The organism is Halopseudomonas pelagia CL-AP6, from assembly GCF_000410875.1.
In the GTDB taxonomy this organism is placed as follows: Bacteria; Pseudomonadota; Gammaproteobacteria; order Pseudomonadales; family Pseudomonadaceae; genus Halopseudomonas; species Halopseudomonas pelagia.
On the sequence record NZ_AROI01000021.1, the window covers coordinates 13,697 to 29,064 of the forward strand.

The window sequence follows — 15,368 nt, forward strand, 5'->3', positions numbered from 1 at the left end:
GCACCATGTAAAACGCGCAGGCATCACGGTGTCTTTATTGTTGTGGGGATCATAAGCAACCTTTCCCTTGCGGTCTAGGTGCAGGGTTCGCAATACGGTCTGATGGCCCGCTCCGGCTAAGCCGTGCCACTTTTGCGGCGCAGGTAGAAAATCAACCCAAGGTTGATTAACAAAATCAACAGGCTGCCTGCAACCACGCTGGGCCAACCGGCTAGCCGCCAGAAAGGCTCTAGGTAATACACGCCCAGCGCCGAGCCCAGATAGTAAAACACTGAATACAGTGAGGACGCACTGGCTTTGCTGTGCAGTGCATGTTGGTTGATCCAGGCGTTGGCCAGCGAATGGGTAAGAAAGAACCCGAAAGCGTTGCACAGCAACCCGACGAGGATCAGCCATAGTTGTCCGGATAATGTCATCAGGCAGCCGCCGATCAAAAGCAGCACGCCTATGGCCATGCCGGGCAAGCCGCCGCCGCGCTGCAGGCGCCCGGATAACGCAGCGGAAAAGGTGCCGGCCAGATACGTTAGAAACAGCAGGCCCAGTGCGCCTGCGCCCAGGTGCCAGGGTTCTGCGCTGAGGCGGAAAGTCAGATAGGTGTACAGGTTGATGAATACCATGAAGTTGCATCCACCGAGAAGAAATGCCGGTAGCAATTGGCGGTTGCCCAGATGATCGGCAAAGTTCCTGAAGCTACCGGCCAATGACAAGCGCTGCGGCAAGAATCCGGCAGGGCGGGGCAGTAGTAACGTCACGCCTATCAGGCCAATCAAGGTAAAACCGGCTAGGGCGAGAAAGACCGCTTGCAGGCCAAGGTGTTCGCCAATAAAGCCGCCGACAAGGCGTCCGCCGGCGCCGCCCAGTGTGTTTCCGGCAATATAAAGTCCCACTGCGGCCACCAGGGCCTTGCGGCTCATACTGTCACCGAGATAAGCAATTGCTACAGCAGGCAACACCCCCAGGCAGACACCCAGTGCCGCGCGTAGCCATAGCAGCAGCGTATAATCGGTGGTATGGGCCATGGCCAGATTGAGCAGCAGTGTGCCACTGATGCCTGTCAGCAACGGGCCTTTACGACCGATCGCGTCCGATAATGGCCCGTGCAGCAGCAGCGAGCAAGCCAGGGTCAGATTGGTCAGGGTAAACATGCTGCTGGCTTGCAAGCTGGTGACCTGAAAGGTCTCGGCGATCAGCGGCAGCAGCGGGTGAATGGCATATAGGTTGGCGAAGACCACCAACGAGGCCAGAATTAATGCCAGGCAGGCGCGGCGAAAAGCCAGCGTGCCGGTTTCAATCAGTGGTTCAGCGCTCACGCAGCTCGTTACGCAGTGAGCCGAGCTCTTCCCGTAGCTGACGCACTTCTTTCAAGAGCAGTTCCTGCTGTACGCCCGACAAGGTGCTGGCATGGTGTTCTGTTTGCACCTCACTAACGATACCGGATTTAAGCGCCTTGGCCGCTGCAATGCGTTCCCGCTGATTCTGAATGGCGTCAACAATCACCGCAATAAACAGATTGAGTATCATGAACGTGGCAATCAAGATGAACGGCACGAAGTACAGCCAGGCGAAGGGGTAAACCTCCATAACCGGGCGCACGATACCCATCGACCAACTCTCCAGCGTCATGATCTGGAATAGCGTGTACAGGCTGGCTCCCAGGGTGCCGAACCAGTCGGGGAAGGCCTGGCCGAAAAGCTGGGTAGCGATGACGGCGGCGACGTAGAACACCAGGCTCAATAAAGCGACGATACTGCCCATGCCCGGCAACGCCGACAGCAGGGATTGAACGACGATCTTCATGCTCGGCACGATGGACACCAGCCGCAGTATTCGCAATACACGTAGCGCGCGCAGAACCGCCAACGGCCCGCTGGCCGGAACCAGCGCAATGGCGATGACAAGGGTATCGAACAGGCCCCACGGGTCCTTGAGCAATCGCCAGCCATGGGCAATAAAGCGCAGGCCTATCTCGATCACGAAAAGCCCCAGGATGATCTGATCCAACCGCTTCAGCAGGCCGCCCCAGTGCTGCATCATGGTGGATGACGTTTCCAGGCCAAGGATCACAGCGTTGATCAGAATCAGCGCCATCACCAAAAACTGAACGCGCGGTAGCTCCAGCCGTTCGGCCAGCCGCTGACGCCAGGGCCGAGACATCTCAAGGGTATTGGTGTTCATGTGTACTCACACTCTGAGCGCAGAAGCGCTCAGGATAACGTTTGGGTTGGAGGTGAAGCAGAGTTACTCATCAAGCCCGAAGGCACACAGGGTATAGGTCGGAATATCCGCGTCCTGCATCTTCCGCGAGCCACCCAGGTCGGGGAGGTCGATAATGGCTGCCGCTTCATAGACCTTGGCACCCAGTTGCTTGACCAGTCCGGCGGCTGCCAGAAAGGTGCCGCCGGTAGCGATCAGATCATCTAGCAGCAGCACTTGTTCGCCGCCCTTGAGAGCGTCGCGGTGCATCTGTACCACACAGTCACCGTATTCACTGCGGTAGGTTTCGCTGATCACATCGGCGGGCAGCTTGCCGGCCTTGCGCACCAATATCAGAGGTTTGTTCAATTCGTAGGCGAGCACCGCACCGAGCAGAAAGCCGCGTGCGTCTATGGCGGCAATGTGCGTAACCGGTGATTCGACGTAACGCTGGATAAGACTGTCCGCCACCATGCGCATGGCGCGCGGCGACTGATATAGCGGCGTGATATCACGGAAAGTTACCCCGGCCTTGGGAAAATTCGGTATCGGGCGGACCAGGGATTTGATGCTGTACTCGTCAAATATCATTACGGGCTTCCAATGGTGTTGGTTCAGTCACTCTGGCCCCCGGCAAGGGCACAGAGTTCAATGTGGTCTAAAATATCGATCTGTTTGCCTTCGGCAGCGATCAAGCCTTGTTGCTGAAAGCGGGTAAATACTCGCGATACGGTTTCCACAGCAAGACCTAGGTAATTACCGATTTCGTTGCGTGACATGGCCAAGCGGAAACACTTTGCCGAGTAACCGCGTGCCCGGAAGCGGGCTGACAGGTTGATAAGCAACGTAGCGATACGCTCATCGGCGGTTTTCTTCGACAGCAGCAGCATCATCTGCTGATCTTCGCGGATCTCCCTACTCATCAGGCGCATGACCTGTTTGCGCAGTTGCGGCATAGTCGCGGTCAGGTCATCGAGCCGCTCGAAGGGTATCTCGCACACCGAGGTTGTCTCTAGCGCCACGGCGGACACTGGGTAGCGCTCACTATCCATGCCGGACAGGCCAATCAATTCGCTGGCCAGATGAAAGCCGGTGATCTGCTCTGCACCGTCATCCGACAAGCTGAAGGTTTTCACCGCGCCAGAGCGTAAAGCATAAATCGACTCGAAGGGTTCGCCCTGGCGAAACAGCATCTCGCCCTTTTTGACAGGCCGCCCACGCTTGACAATGTTGTCCAGTGCTTCGAGCTCTTCTTTGTGTAACGCTAACGGCAAGCACATGCCTGATAGGCTGCAGTCTTTGCAATGGGTTTCGGGTAGAGCGGCGCGCAAAGTGATGGGCGTAGTCATGGGCAGCTTCCTGGCTAAATCTAGCGATACAACAACGATTGTAAAGCGTACATCATGGATGCCGTCTCTGCCATTCTTACCCTTGGCAATACTCAGTGGTTTTGATGGCCAGCGGGGGCGGAAACTGAACTTTCATGGCTGCCATGCCCCATCAACCAGGCCTTGTGCGGCCCCGGCAATGTCCACACACCAAACAGGATAACCAGAATCGCAGCGGAAATGCGTACGCTGCGTTTGCGTAGCCAAAACATCATCTTTTGTGCCGCGAGGCCTGTGGCCATGAGCGTCGGCAGCGTGCCCAGGCCAAAGGTCAGCATCAGCCCTGCAGACACGCTGGCATTGCCATGACTGCTAGCCCATATCAGGGTGCTATACACCAGCCCGCAAGGCAGCCAGCCCCAGAGCGCACCCAGCGCAACGGCCTGGCCGGGCGATTTGACTGGCAACAGCTTGCGTGCCTGGGGCTCGATATGCCGCCATAGGCCCCGCCCGAGCTGCTCTATGCGCGTTAGCCCCGACCACCAGTTAGCCAGATACAATCCCATGGCAATCATCAGTAAGCCTGCCAGGATGCGCATAAACATGCCCAATCCGAGGTCTTGAGCAAGCCAGCCGAGGCTACCGAGCAGCGCACCAGCGAGACTGTAGCTGGCGATGCGGCCCGCGTTATAACCAAGCAGAATACGCCACAGCGGCCAGCCCTTGCGCTGTTCTGCGGGGATGGCCATGGTCAACGCGCCCATCAGCCCGCCGCACATGCCGATGCAATGCCCGCCGCCGAGCAGGCCGAGAGCCAGGGCGGTGAGAAACAGGGGAAGTAGCTCGCCGTTCACGGCCGGTTGCTCCGCTCGTCGTCTGCCGGGGAGTGCTTTTTGAGGCTTTCTTTCTCATCCGGCTTCGCTGATTTTTGTTCTGACTGAGCCTCTATGTGAGCGGGGTCTTCGTCGTCAAACAGAATGCTGTGCGCGGGGCCATCCAGGTCGTCGTATTGGCCGCTGTCGACCGCCCAGATGAAAACCCAAATGGCGATAATCACCAGAACCACGGCAATGGGCACCAAAATGTACAAAAACGTCATGCCGAACTCTCCGAAAAAATGGGTGCGGCGCGTTTGGTGGCGGACTCACTGGTCCCTAGCCGGGTTAAACGTAGGGCATTGAGCACGACCAGCAACGAGCTGGCTGACATACCAATAGCGGCCCAGGCGGGCGTTACCATGCCGAGAGCGGCCAGTGGCAGAATGCCGGCGTTGTAACCGCTGGCCCAGAACAGATTCTGCAGCATGATCCGCCGCGTGCGCTTGGCCCCACTCAGCGCCTGCAGTAGCACTTTCAATTGGCTACTGAGTAACACGGCATCGGCGCTGGTCTTGGCCAGGTCGGATGCTTCGCCCATGGCGATGGAAATATTAGCACTAGCTAGTACCGGTACATCGTTGACACCATCACCCAGCATCAGCACGTTGTGGCCTTCGCTCTGCAGCTGCTGCACGTAGGCCAACTTGTCCGCGGGGCTGGCATTGCCGATGGCGTGCTCAATGCCCAGCTGTTTCGCCATCCGTTGAACCACTTGTTCATGGTCGCCGGAGAGCAATATCACCCGCAGCCCCCGTTTGTTCAGGCCGGTGATCAGCTCGGCGGCATCGCTGCGCAAACGGTCGTTCAGAACAAACCAGGCTATAGGTCCAAGGTCATCACCTAACAGCAACCATTGGCCCGGTTGGTCTGGTAGGGCGGGCGCTGGCTGGCCGCTTAACGCGGCGACAAATGCGGGCTTGCCGATCCGCAGTAGTTGCCCATGGCATTGGCCCTCCAGCCCGCTTCCGGGGTGGCTGGTTACGCTGTCGGCCTGCTCCAGGGTGCGGCCAAAGGCGCGTGCTATCGGGTGTTCCGAGCGGGCTTCGAGCATCTGCGCCAGGCGTAGCGCCTGTTCGCCATCATGACCTGGCAGCGGCTCAATGCGCTCCAGGGTCATGCGCCCCTCGGTCAGCGTGCCGGTTTTATCGAGAATGACCGTATCAATCTTGGTCAGGCCTTCCAGCACATGCCCGCGGGTAATCAGCACGCCGAGTTTCTGCAGGCTTCCGGTAGCTGTGGTCAGGGCGGTGGGAGTGGCCAGTGACAGGGCGCAGGGGCAGGTTGCGACCAGCATCGCGAGGACGATCCAGAACGCCGTTTCACCGTTGACCAGCCACCACCACAAGGCACCAACGATAACCGCCGCGCTCAAAACGGTCAGCAGAAAATACTGTGCTACCTGATCGGCGATCTGTGCCAGACGCGGTTTGTCGCTTTGCGCCCGTTCTAGCAGCCGCACAATGGCGGACAGCCTGGTTTCCTGGCCTATCGCGTTGACGCGGATGCGCAGCGGGCCTTCCACGTTCAGTGTGCCGGCTGTAATGGTGTCGCCGGGGCGTTTGGGCAATGGCAGGTATTCGCCAGACAGCGCCGATTCGTCCACGCTGCTGATGCCGCTGACGATCTCGCCATCGGCCGGGATACTTTCGCCAGGCTTGATCTCCAGCAGGTCTCCGGGGCGTACTTCGTCCAACATGATGCGTTCGGGCAGCCCCTCGCTGTTCACCCGCATGGCGCTGGGCGGTAGCAGATTCACCAGCTTGGCGCTGCTTTCGACGGTGCGCTGCCGGGCGCGTCGCTCAAGGTAGCGGCCGGCTAGCAGAAAAAATGCAAACATGGTCACCGAGTCGAAGTAGATTTCCCCGGTATTGGTTACCGTCGCCCAGATGCCAGCCAGATAAGCTCCCCCGATAGCCAGCGACACGGACACATCCATGCTCAGTCGTTTGTTGTTCAGGTCACGCCAAGCACCCTGGAAGAAGGGCGCGCAGCTGTAGAGCACTACCGGGGTGGTCATCGCCAGGCTCACCCAACGCAGAATGATCGCCATGTCCGCGGTCAGGTCCTGGTTGAACTCTTCATACAGCGCCATGGTGGCCATCATTACCTGCATGAACATCAAGCCAGCCAAGCCCAAACGGCGGAGGTAACGGCGGTTTTCCGCAGCAATCTGCTCGCTGGCCTTGTCGGCTTCGAACGGGTGCGCACCGTAACCAATACGTTTGATTTCCGCCAGCAGGCTGGAAAGCCGCGTAATGCTTGGGTTCCAGGTTAATGTCAGGCGGTGATTGCCAAGATTCAGGGTAGCCTGGCTGACACCCGGCACCTGGATCAGCCGTTTTTCGATCAGCCAGCCGCAGGCCGCGCAACTGATACCTTCGATCAGCAACTGGATCTGCTGAAGGTCACCCTCGCTGTGCACGTAGCGTTGCTGCACATCCGCGCGGTCGAGCAGTTCCAATTCATCCTGCAGCACGCGGGGCAGGGCTTCTGGATTGCTAGCGTTGTCGGTGCGATGGCGGTAATAGCTTTCCAGCCCCCCGGCGACGATAGCGTCGGCAACGGCTTGGCATCCCGGGCAGCACATGGCTCTGGGCTCGGCAAGAATATGGCTGGTCCAGGAAGAGCCGGCGGGTACCGGCTCACCACAGTGGTAGCAGGGGACAGGGCTGGCCATGCTTACTTGGCGCTGAGACGATAAGTCTGTCCGGCACTGAGGGTGATCTCGTCGGTCAGGCGCCAGCCGGTCTCACCGGGGTTGATGGGATCACTCAGGTCCACGTAAAGTCGACCCTGCATCGCCTCGGGCAGTTGGCCGGCATATTGGTTGCTACTGACACGCTTGAGCAACACGGTGCGGTCACGCTCAGCATGGGAGGGGGAGATAAAGTCCAGCTGCAAATCCGCAGGCAAAGGCGTCAGCTCGCCATCGAGCGTCAGGCTGATTTCGCCGGTCAGGTCGTCGACAGTGAATGCCGAAGACAAACGCAAGTCCTCGGCCATTTGATCACGGCCCAGATGCATATTGATCGCCCGACCTTCCTTGTAATAGTTGTCGCGCACCATGCTGTCCTGATTCGCCAGGGCGATAAACAGCAGGCCCAGCCCGATCACCACGGCAAAGACCAGAATGCCAATGATGAACCAGGGCCAGAACTGTTTGTACCAAGGTGGAATAATGTCGTCGTGTTGCATGTGCTTACCTGAGTTTGGGGCCCATAAAGCGACTTTCGGACACGGTGGTGACCTGTGCATCGTCTTCGGCAGTGACCCGGAAATTGACCGGCATGTTAGTGCTCTCAAGGAAGGCGGGATCCAGCTGCACGTTAACCGGTAATTGCAGGTGACCATTGGCTTCTACGGTCAGACGGTTGTTCGGCAGATGCATCTCCAGCTCCGGATGCCCTTCGATGGTGAGATCAAAAGTGCGTTCCTGCTGGGCCTTGTTGAAAATCCTGACAATATAAACGTTCTCGATATCCCCACCACGTGCCTCGCGGAACAACACGTTGCGGTCGCGCTGGACGTCTAGCGATACTTCCGAAAGGTTGGTTACCGTAACGATAAACAGTCCGATCATGATAGCCAGCAAGGCGCCATAGCCCAGCAGGCGCGGGCGAATCACCTTGGTTTTTTCGCCGGTGAGATTATGCTCAGTAGTGTAGCTGATCAGCCCCCGCGGGTAGCCCATCTTGTCCATCACCTCATCACAGGCATCGACACAGGCCGCACACTGGATGCACTCGTATTGCAGGCCATCGCGAATATCGATGCCGGTAGGGCAGACCTGTACGCAGATATTGCAATCCACGCAGTCACCCAAGCCCACTGCTGCCGGTTCAATACCTTTTTTGCGCGGCCCACGCTGCTCGCCCCGAGCTGGATCATATGCGACGATCAAGGTGTCCTTGTCGAACATCACACTCTGAAAGCGCCCATAGGGGCACATATAGAAGCACACCTGTTCGCGCATCCAGCCGGCGTTGATGTAAGTGGCCGCAGTAAAGAAAAATACCCAGAACAGCGTCCAGCCACTGATGTGCAAGGTGAAGGTGTCTGGCACCAGCTCGCGAATGGGCGTGAAGTAGCCGACGAAGGTCAGCGCCGTCACTATTGAAACGCTTAGCCAGATGCTGTGCTTGGCGGTGCGCCGCAGCAGCTTGTTGGCGTTCATCTTCTGTTTGTCGAGTTTGATGCGGGCGTTACGCTCACCCTCAGTGACTTTTTCCGCCCACATGAATATCCACGTCCAGACGGTTTGCGGGCAGGTGTAGCCGCACCATATTCGCCCCGCGAACACAGTGATGAAAAACAAGCCAAAGGCACAGATAATCAGCAGGAACGACAGCAAAAAGAAGTCTTCCGGCTGGAAAGTCGAAGAGAAGATGTGGAACTGGCGTGCAGGTAGGTCGAATAGTACTGCCTGACGGCCACCCCAAGTTAGCCAGGCAGTGCCGAAATATAGCGTGAACAGTAGGCCTACGCCGATCAGGCGCACATTACGAAACAACCCTTTGTAAGATCGCGTATGGATCTTGTCGCGCTTGGCGTACAGATCGTAGGTCTGAACCTTATCCGATGGTGTGACGTTTTTGACGGGAATTTTTTCACTCATGATGATCGGCCATGGCGTTGTGCGGAGGAGGTGCCCGGCCGGAAGTCCGGCCGGGGCTGGTAGCACTTAACCACGCAAGAATAGTGTGGCTATTAGATTGCCGCCATGCGACCAAGGGTCGCGGCGTGAGGTTGCTTATTCTTCTTCGGCGTCAGCGTCACGTTGCGCAAGGCCATACACGTAGGCAGTGAGCACGTGCAGCTTGTCTTCACCCATATGGGCTTGTGCAGGCATGTTGCCGTTACGTCCGTAGCGCAGGGTCTGCTGGATTTGCAGCATGCTGGAGCCATACAGCCAAGTATCGTTGGTCAGGTTAGGCGCGCCCAACAGGGGGTTACCCTTGCCGTCCGGGCCGTGACAGGCCACGCAATTGGTTTTGAATACCTGCTCGCCTGCTGCAAGGTCTACGTCTGCCGTTTCCAGCCCGGAAAGGCTACGAACGTAAGCCGCAGTATTGCGCACACCTGCCTCACCTATGATCGCAAGCCAGGCTGGCATAGCCGCTTGGCGGCCCTGATTGAGGGTCGTGCGAATCTGGTCGGGCGTGCCACCCCATATCCAGTCATTGTCAGTCAGGTTGGGGAAGCCAAAGGCACCACGCCCGTCTGAGCCATGACACACCGAGCAGTTAACGGCAAACAGGCGTTGGCCAATACGACGTGCCTCGTCGTCCTGGGCTACTTGCTCCACTGGCATGTCGGTAAATTTGGCAAAGATCGGCGCAAAACGCTCCTGTGCAACAGCGACCTCTTTCTCATATTGGCCGACCTGGGTCCAGCCGAGAATGCCGGGCCATTTGCCCATGCCGGGATACAGCACCAGATAGATCGCGCTGAAAATGATGGTGGCAAGAAACAGCATGAACCACCAACGGGGCAAAGGGTTGTCGTACTCCTCGATACCATCGAAGGAATGCCCCATCGTTTGTTCGGTTTCTTCTGGCCGCTGTCCCTTACGGGTAGCGAACAGCAACCAGATGATCAGCCCTAGCGTGATCAGGGTCAGGACAATGATGTAACCGCTCCAGAAATTACTCATTCTTTGTTACTCCTAGCATCATGCTGCTCACGGGGCGTTTTTTCATCATCAGGCTCGTCGGCGAAGGGCAATTGTGCCGCTTCGTCGAAATCTTTTTTCTTGTAGGAGCTGTAAGCCCATACGGTGACGCCAATGAATGCCAGCATCGCAAGGATGGTGGCAATGCCGCGGAGAGTGTTGATATCCATGGTCAGTTACCGGCGGTCTGAGAGAACAGTGCCGAGGTGTTGCAGATAGGCAATCAGGGCGTCCATTTCGGCAACACCTTTGACTTCCTGCTCAGCTCCGGCAATGTCTTCCTCGGTGTAAGGTACGCCCAGTCGGCGCAGGGCAGTCATCTTCCCGGCAGTATGCTTGCCGCTCAGTTGGTTTTCCTGCAGCCAGGGGTAGGACGGCATTTTCGACTCAGGCACCACATCACGCGGATTGATCAGGTGAGCGCGGTGCCAGTCATCGGAGTAGCGCTGGCCAACGCGGGCCAGATCCGGGCCGGTACGCTTGGAGCCCCACAGGAATGGATGCTCATAAATGCCTTCACCAGCAACCGAGTAGTGACCATAACGCTCGGTCTCGGACCGGAACGGACGGATCATCTGCGAGTGACAGCCTACGCAGCCTTCACGGATGTAGATGTCTCGGCCTTCAAGCTCAAGCGCAGTGTAAGGACGCAGGCCCTCAATAGGCTGAGTGGTTTCCTGCTGGAAAAACAGCGGGACGATCTGGGTCAGGCCGCCAAAGCTGATCGCGATGACAATCAGTACCACCAGCAGGCCAACGTTCTTTTCTACTATTTCATGTCTTTTCATCAGTGTGCTGCTCCTTGGGCCATTTGCGCGGCGGCTTGTGCTTCAGCCGGCTGGGAGGCGCGGATTGTGCGCCACACGTTGTAACCCATCAGGAGCATACCGATCAGGAAGAACAGGCCGCCGATCAGGCGGACGATAAAGCCCGGATGGCTGGCTTCCAGCGCTTCAACAAAGGAGTAAGTCAAAGTGCCGTCGACGTTCACCGCACGCCACATCAAGCCCTGGGTGATGCCGTTGACCCACATGGAGACGATGTAGAGCACGGTGCCAACAGTGGCTAGCCAAAAGTGCACGTTGATCAAGCCAACGCTGTACATTTCCTCGCGGCCAAATATTTTCGGGATCATGTGGTATAGCGAACCGATGGAGATCATAGCTACCCAGCCCAGCGCACCTGCGTGTACGTGACCGATGGTCCAGTCAGTGTAGTGAGACAGGGCGTTGACGGTCTTGATCGCCATCATCGGGCCTTCAAATGTGGACATGCCATAGAACGCCAAGGCCACAACCAGAAAGCGTAGAATCGGGTCGGTACGCAGTTTGTGCCAGGCACCGGACAGGGTCATCATGCCGTTGATCATGCCGCCCCAGGAGGGTGCCAGCAGGATCAGCGACATCACCATGCCAAGCGACTGTGCCCAGTCAGGCAGCGCGGTGTAGTGCAAGTGGTGCGGGCCGGCCCAGATATAGATGGCGATCAGTGCCCAGAAATGCACAATCGACAGGCGATAGGAGTAGATCGGGCGGTTGGCTTGCTTGGGTACGAAGTAGTACATCATGCCCAGAAAGCCAGCAGTCAGGAAGAAACCCACCGCATTGTGACCGTACCACCACTGGATCATCGCATCGGTTGCACCGGAGTAGATCGAGTAGGACTTGGTCAATGTCACCGGAATCGCCAGGTTGTTGACGATATGCAGCACTGCGACAGTGATGATGAATGAGGCGAAGAACCAGTTGCCTACATAGATATGCTTCATCTTGCGCTTCATGATGGTACCGAAGAACACGATGCCATAGGCCACCCAGACTACCGCGATGAGAATGCCGATTGGCCACTCAAGCTCCGCGTATTCCTTGGAGGTCGTCAAGCCCAGAGGCAGCGTGATGACGGCAAGTACAATAACGGTTTGCCAGCCCCAGAATACAAAGGCCGCCAACCCGTCCGAGAACAGACGCGCTTGCGACGTACGTTGCACCACGTAGAACGAGGTGGCCATCAGTGCACTACCACCAAAGGCAAAAATAACTGCGTTGGTGTGCAGCGGACGCAGGCGTCCAAAGCTGGTCCAAGGCAGGTCGAGATTGAGGGCGGGCCAGACCAGCTGGGCTGCCAATAGGACACCAAGGGCCATGCCTACAATGCCCCAGATCACCGTCATAATGGCGAACTGACGTACGACTTTGTAGTTATAGGCTGTCGAAGTGGTAGCTGTGCTCATGCGAGATTCCACGGATAGCAATAGGTTTAAGGGGTCTAAAACGGCGGCAAGTATGAGCAAAGCTGCCCTCCTTTGCAATGACACAGGTCAAGGTATGCTCCGCTTTAAAGCCCTCAGGGAGGTCTTGTGCAGCGTCCTTGACGATGTGGCGTCTGACCGTGGAGGTAACCGGTGCAGTTGTCTGCAGGGTGTCCAGCACGATTGCCTTTTTAGCTGTCTACATGGCTGCTTATCTGACCGCTTGCGGCGCAAGATCGATAACCGGCGAGAGATTGTTGTGGTTGGGCCGGCCCCGTCTCCATGGCTATCGTGCGAACATGGATCAGGCAACGGTTAGCTTAGTACCCCCTGTATGATGTGTGAAGCACATTACCCTTATTAATTACGTGGCATCTTGTCGCACGACCTTTAGCCGGGAGCTATTCCGATGCTCTGTACCGAGTTGATCGATCTGCCTGAAGATGGCAAACCCTTTGCCACACTGCTGCTTGCTCACGGTGCTGGTGCACCCATGGACAGCCCATTCATGCAACGGCTGAGTGCCGAGCTCAGTGCGCTGGGGTTGCGTGTGATCAGGTTTGAATTCCCTTATATGCAAGATCGGCGGTTGTCGGGCCGCAAACGCCCGCCAGATCCGATGCCCCGGTTGCTCGAGTGCTTCCGCGCGCAGCATGCAAACGCCCTTGCGAATAAAGTAGGCCCAGTATTTCTTGGCGGCAAATCGATGGGTGGCAGGGTGGCCAGCATGCTGGCTGACGAGCTGCCGGTGTCAGGCGTCGCCTGCTTTGGTTATCCCTTTCATCCCCCAGGTAAACCGGACAAGACGCGTACCGCACATTTACAGCAGCTAACCACTCCGGTGCTGATACTCCAGGGCACGCGCGACCCGCTGGGCAGGCCCGCGGAGGTTGCAGGTTACCTGCTTTCGCAACCGTTGCAGGTGCAATGGCTGGAGAGCGGCGATCACGACTTTAAACCGCTCAAGGCTTCTGGTCGCACCCAGGCAGAGGTGGTTAAGGAGGCAGCCAAGGCTACTGCGGTTTTTTGTCGAGAGCGCCTGGCTGGCTGATTCTTATGCCGCCAGCGACGGCAGCCACAAGGAGATCGCCGGAAACATGATTAGCACCACGGTCGCGGCCAGCAATATCAAAATGAACGGCAGAGTCCCGCGAATCACGTCGAAATAGGGCCGCCTGAATATCGCCATCGCGGTGAAAATATCACAACCGAAAGGCGGCGTAGCCGAGCCTATAGCCGCTTGCAGTGTGACGATCACGCCAACATGAACTGGGTCCAGGCCAGCAGCTGCTACCGCAGGCTTGAACAGTGGGGTGAGGATCAGAATGACGACAATGGGGTCGACAAACATGCAGCCGATAAAAAAAGAGACGGCGATCAGCGCCAGGACCAGGGTCTGGCTATCGCCAATGGTTTCAATAACCGGCCCGAGGATTGCCTGGGGGATGCCGGCAAAGGAAATGGTATAGGTGAAGGCATTACCCGCCGCCACCAGAATAAACACCACGGCGGTGATCAATCCGGTCGACAGGGCGACATCCCATAGCTCGCTGACCTTGACCGCGCGCAGAATGACAACCTCCAATACAAAAGCATAAAGCACAGCAATAGCCGCGGCTTCGGTAGGGCTGAAAATACCGCCATAAATACCGCCTACCACCACCAAGGGGAAGCCCAGCGGTAGCAAGGCTTTTTTCAACGCCCGCCCACGCATTATCCAAGTAGCCCGTTCTTCCGGGGCGATGCCCATGCGGATCGAGGCATACCAGCAATACACCGAAAACATCAGCAGAATCAGCAGGCCGGGCAAAATCCCGGCAATGAAAAGATCGCCAATCGAGGCACCTGAGACTACCCCGTAGATAATCATGCCGATGCTGGGCGGGATCAGTAGGGCGATGTCGCTAGCGTTGATGATCAAAGCAATGCTGAAAGAGTCCGAATAGCCTTTTTCCAGCAGTTTCGGGCGCATCGGGCCGCCCATGGCGACGACAGTGGCCTGAGTGGATCCCGACACGGCGCCAAATAGAGTGCAACTTGCCGCCGTGGTAATGGGCAGGCCGCCGCGAAGGTGCCCGACAAAGCTTTGCACCAGATCCAGCAGGCGATTGGCCGTATGGCCACGGGTCATCAGATCTGCGGCAAAGATAAACAGGGGGACGGCCGCCAATGCCCAGCTTTGCACGCCGCTGATCATCTGGCCCATGAGCAAGCCGACGTTGTTCATGTCGATGACCAGAAACAGAAACATGAGACTGGCTACCAGCAGTGGCACCATCATCGGGAAACCGAGTAATAACAGCACAATCATGCTGATGACGATGATCGTTATCATGGGCGAGCCCATAGGTCAGGAAGTAGGGTCAATGGGCACCTCGTCGTAACGCTCTTTTTCGCTGAATGAGCGGTAGATGTCCTTGGAAATGAGGTTGCGTGCCGCTGTCAGCCAGTACTGCAACCCGGCTAACGCAAATCCGATTGGCGCAGCCAGGTAGGGAATCCACAAGGGTATTTGCAGTGCCGACGAAATGCGCCCGCGGCTTTGGATATTGCTGACGTAATCCCAGGCGTGCCAGCACAGGTAAAACATCAGCGCCCCGGTTAGCGTGCTGATGGCTATGAGCAGTGCCTTGCGGGGCCAGCCCTTGAGCTGATCGTAGAAGGCCGACATACAAATGTGCCTGGCTCGGCGCACGCCGTAACCCAAGCCTGCAAAGGTCATGACGACCATGCTCATTTGTGTCAGCTCCACCTGACCAGTGACGCCGCTGCCAAAAAGTTGCCTGCCCAGTACATGGGCGACCAGCAACACGGAAACGAATAGCACGGTGGAGCCTAAAATCAGTTTTTCGATCTGCTCGGTGAAGCGATCCAGCAAACTGAAAGCGCTGATCAATCCCTTTTTCCAACCGTTGGTAGCTGGGGGCCCTTGTGGCTCGGGCATGTGATTGTCCTCTGCATACAGTCCATTTGCGACACTGTTGCTAAATAGCGCTTTGAATGTTGCTTAATTCAACATAACCCAAGTCGATTGTTTTTGCATAGCGCAG

General features: G+C 57.3%; 16 protein-coding genes. 1 reads left to right on the plus strand and 15 read right to left on the minus strand.

The genetic code is table 11. The annotated features are described in order from the left end of the window. Nucleotides 1-116 precede the first annotated feature (116 nt). From K787_RS0115325 to ccoN, 13 genes are all read right to left on the minus strand, one after another. Nucleotides 117-1,310, minus strand: coding sequence for an MFS transporter (locus K787_RS0115325; RefSeq protein ID WP_022963689.1), 1,194 nt, complete (start codon nt 1,308-1,310; stop codon nt 117-119). Beyond that, the gene (locus K787_RS0115330) at nt 1,300-2,175 is read right to left on the minus strand and encodes an ion transporter (protein ID WP_022963690.1); all 876 of its coding nucleotides are present in this window, start codon (nt 2,173-2,175) and stop codon (nt 1,300-1,302) included. Before K787_RS0115330 ends, K787_RS0115325 begins: the two co-directional genes overlap by 11 nt. Nucleotides 2,176-2,238: 63 nt before the next feature. Further along, a complete protein-coding gene (locus tag K787_RS0115335) occupies nt 2,239-2,784 on the minus strand; it encodes an adenine phosphoribosyltransferase (protein WP_022963691.1) in 546 nt (181 codons plus the stop codon). Between the two features lie 23 nt (nt 2,785-2,807). Further along, nucleotides 2,808-3,542: a fumarate/nitrate reduction transcriptional regulator Fnr gene (fnr, locus tag K787_RS0115340; RefSeq protein ID WP_022963692.1), complete on the minus strand. Its 735-nt coding sequence runs from the start codon at nt 3,540-3,542 to the stop codon at nt 2,808-2,810. 92 nt (nt 3,543-3,634) lie between these two features. Beyond that, a complete protein-coding gene (locus tag K787_RS0115345; RefSeq protein ID WP_022963693.1) occupies nt 3,635-4,375 on the minus strand; it encodes a sulfite exporter TauE/SafE family protein in 741 nt (246 codons plus the stop codon). Next, the gene (gene ccoS, locus K787_RS0115350) at nt 4,372-4,620 is read right to left on the minus strand and encodes a cbb3-type cytochrome oxidase assembly protein CcoS (RefSeq protein ID WP_022963694.1); all 249 of its coding nucleotides are present in this window, start codon (nt 4,618-4,620) and stop codon (nt 4,372-4,374) included. Before ccoS ends, K787_RS0115345 begins: the two co-directional genes overlap by 4 nt. Beyond that, nucleotides 4,617-7,076, minus strand: coding sequence for a heavy metal translocating P-type ATPase (locus K787_RS0115355; protein WP_022963695.1), 2,460 nt, complete (start codon nt 7,074-7,076; stop codon nt 4,617-4,619). Before K787_RS0115355 ends, ccoS begins: the two co-directional genes overlap by 4 nt. A gap of 2 nt (nt 7,077-7,078) precedes the next feature. Further along, entirely contained in the window at nt 7,079-7,594 is a 516-nt protein-coding gene (locus tag K787_RS0115360) for a FixH family protein (protein ID WP_022963696.1), read from the minus strand. 4 nt (nt 7,595-7,598) lie between these two features. Continuing rightward, nucleotides 7,599-9,014, minus strand: a complete 1,416-nt coding sequence (gene ccoG / locus K787_RS0115365; protein WP_022963697.1) for a cytochrome c oxidase accessory protein CcoG — start codon at nt 9,012-9,014, stop codon at nt 7,599-7,601. A 135-nt stretch (nt 9,015-9,149) separates the two neighbouring features. Beyond that, the gene (ccoP, locus tag K787_RS0115370) at nt 9,150-10,052 is read right to left on the minus strand and encodes a cytochrome-c oxidase, cbb3-type subunit III (RefSeq protein WP_022963698.1); all 903 of its coding nucleotides are present in this window, start codon (nt 10,050-10,052) and stop codon (nt 9,150-9,152) included. Further along, on the minus strand, nt 10,049-10,240 hold the full coding sequence (locus K787_RS0115375) for a CcoQ/FixQ family Cbb3-type cytochrome c oxidase assembly chaperone (RefSeq protein ID WP_022963699.1): 192 nt from the start codon (nt 10,238-10,240) through the stop codon (nt 10,049-10,051). Before K787_RS0115375 ends, ccoP begins: the two co-directional genes overlap by 4 nt. A gap of 6 nt (nt 10,241-10,246) precedes the next feature. Continuing rightward, on the minus strand, nt 10,247-10,858 hold the full coding sequence (gene ccoO, locus K787_RS0115380; RefSeq protein WP_022963700.1) for a cytochrome-c oxidase, cbb3-type subunit II: 612 nt from the start codon (nt 10,856-10,858) through the stop codon (nt 10,247-10,249). Further along, a complete protein-coding gene (gene ccoN, locus K787_RS0115385) occupies nt 10,858-12,300 on the minus strand; it encodes a cytochrome-c oxidase, cbb3-type subunit I (RefSeq protein ID WP_022963701.1) in 1,443 nt (480 codons plus the stop codon). The genes ccoO and ccoN overlap by 1 nt, the downstream gene beginning before the upstream one ends. 427 nt (nt 12,301-12,727) lie before the next feature. Between ccoN and K787_RS0115390 the strand changes: the two genes are divergently transcribed. Beyond that, nucleotides 12,728-13,369: an alpha/beta family hydrolase gene (locus K787_RS0115390; RefSeq protein ID WP_022963702.1), complete on the plus strand. Its 642-nt coding sequence runs from the start codon at nt 12,728-12,730 to the stop codon at nt 13,367-13,369. Between the two features lie 3 nt (nt 13,370-13,372). On the opposite strand, the gene K787_RS0115395 is transcribed toward K787_RS0115390, so the two are convergent. Both K787_RS0115395 and K787_RS0115400 read right to left on the minus strand, forming a co-directional pair. Further along, nucleotides 13,373-14,653 (minus strand): TRAP transporter large permease, encoded by a 1,281-nt coding sequence (locus tag K787_RS0115395; protein WP_028614991.1) that lies wholly within the window; start codon nt 14,651-14,653, stop codon nt 13,373-13,375. Nucleotides 14,654-14,668: 15 nt separating this feature from the next. Next, the gene (locus K787_RS0115400) at nt 14,669-15,262 is read right to left on the minus strand and encodes a TRAP transporter small permease (RefSeq protein ID WP_022963704.1); all 594 of its coding nucleotides are present in this window, start codon (nt 15,260-15,262) and stop codon (nt 14,669-14,671) included. Between the last annotated feature and the right edge of the window lie 106 nt (nt 15,263-15,368).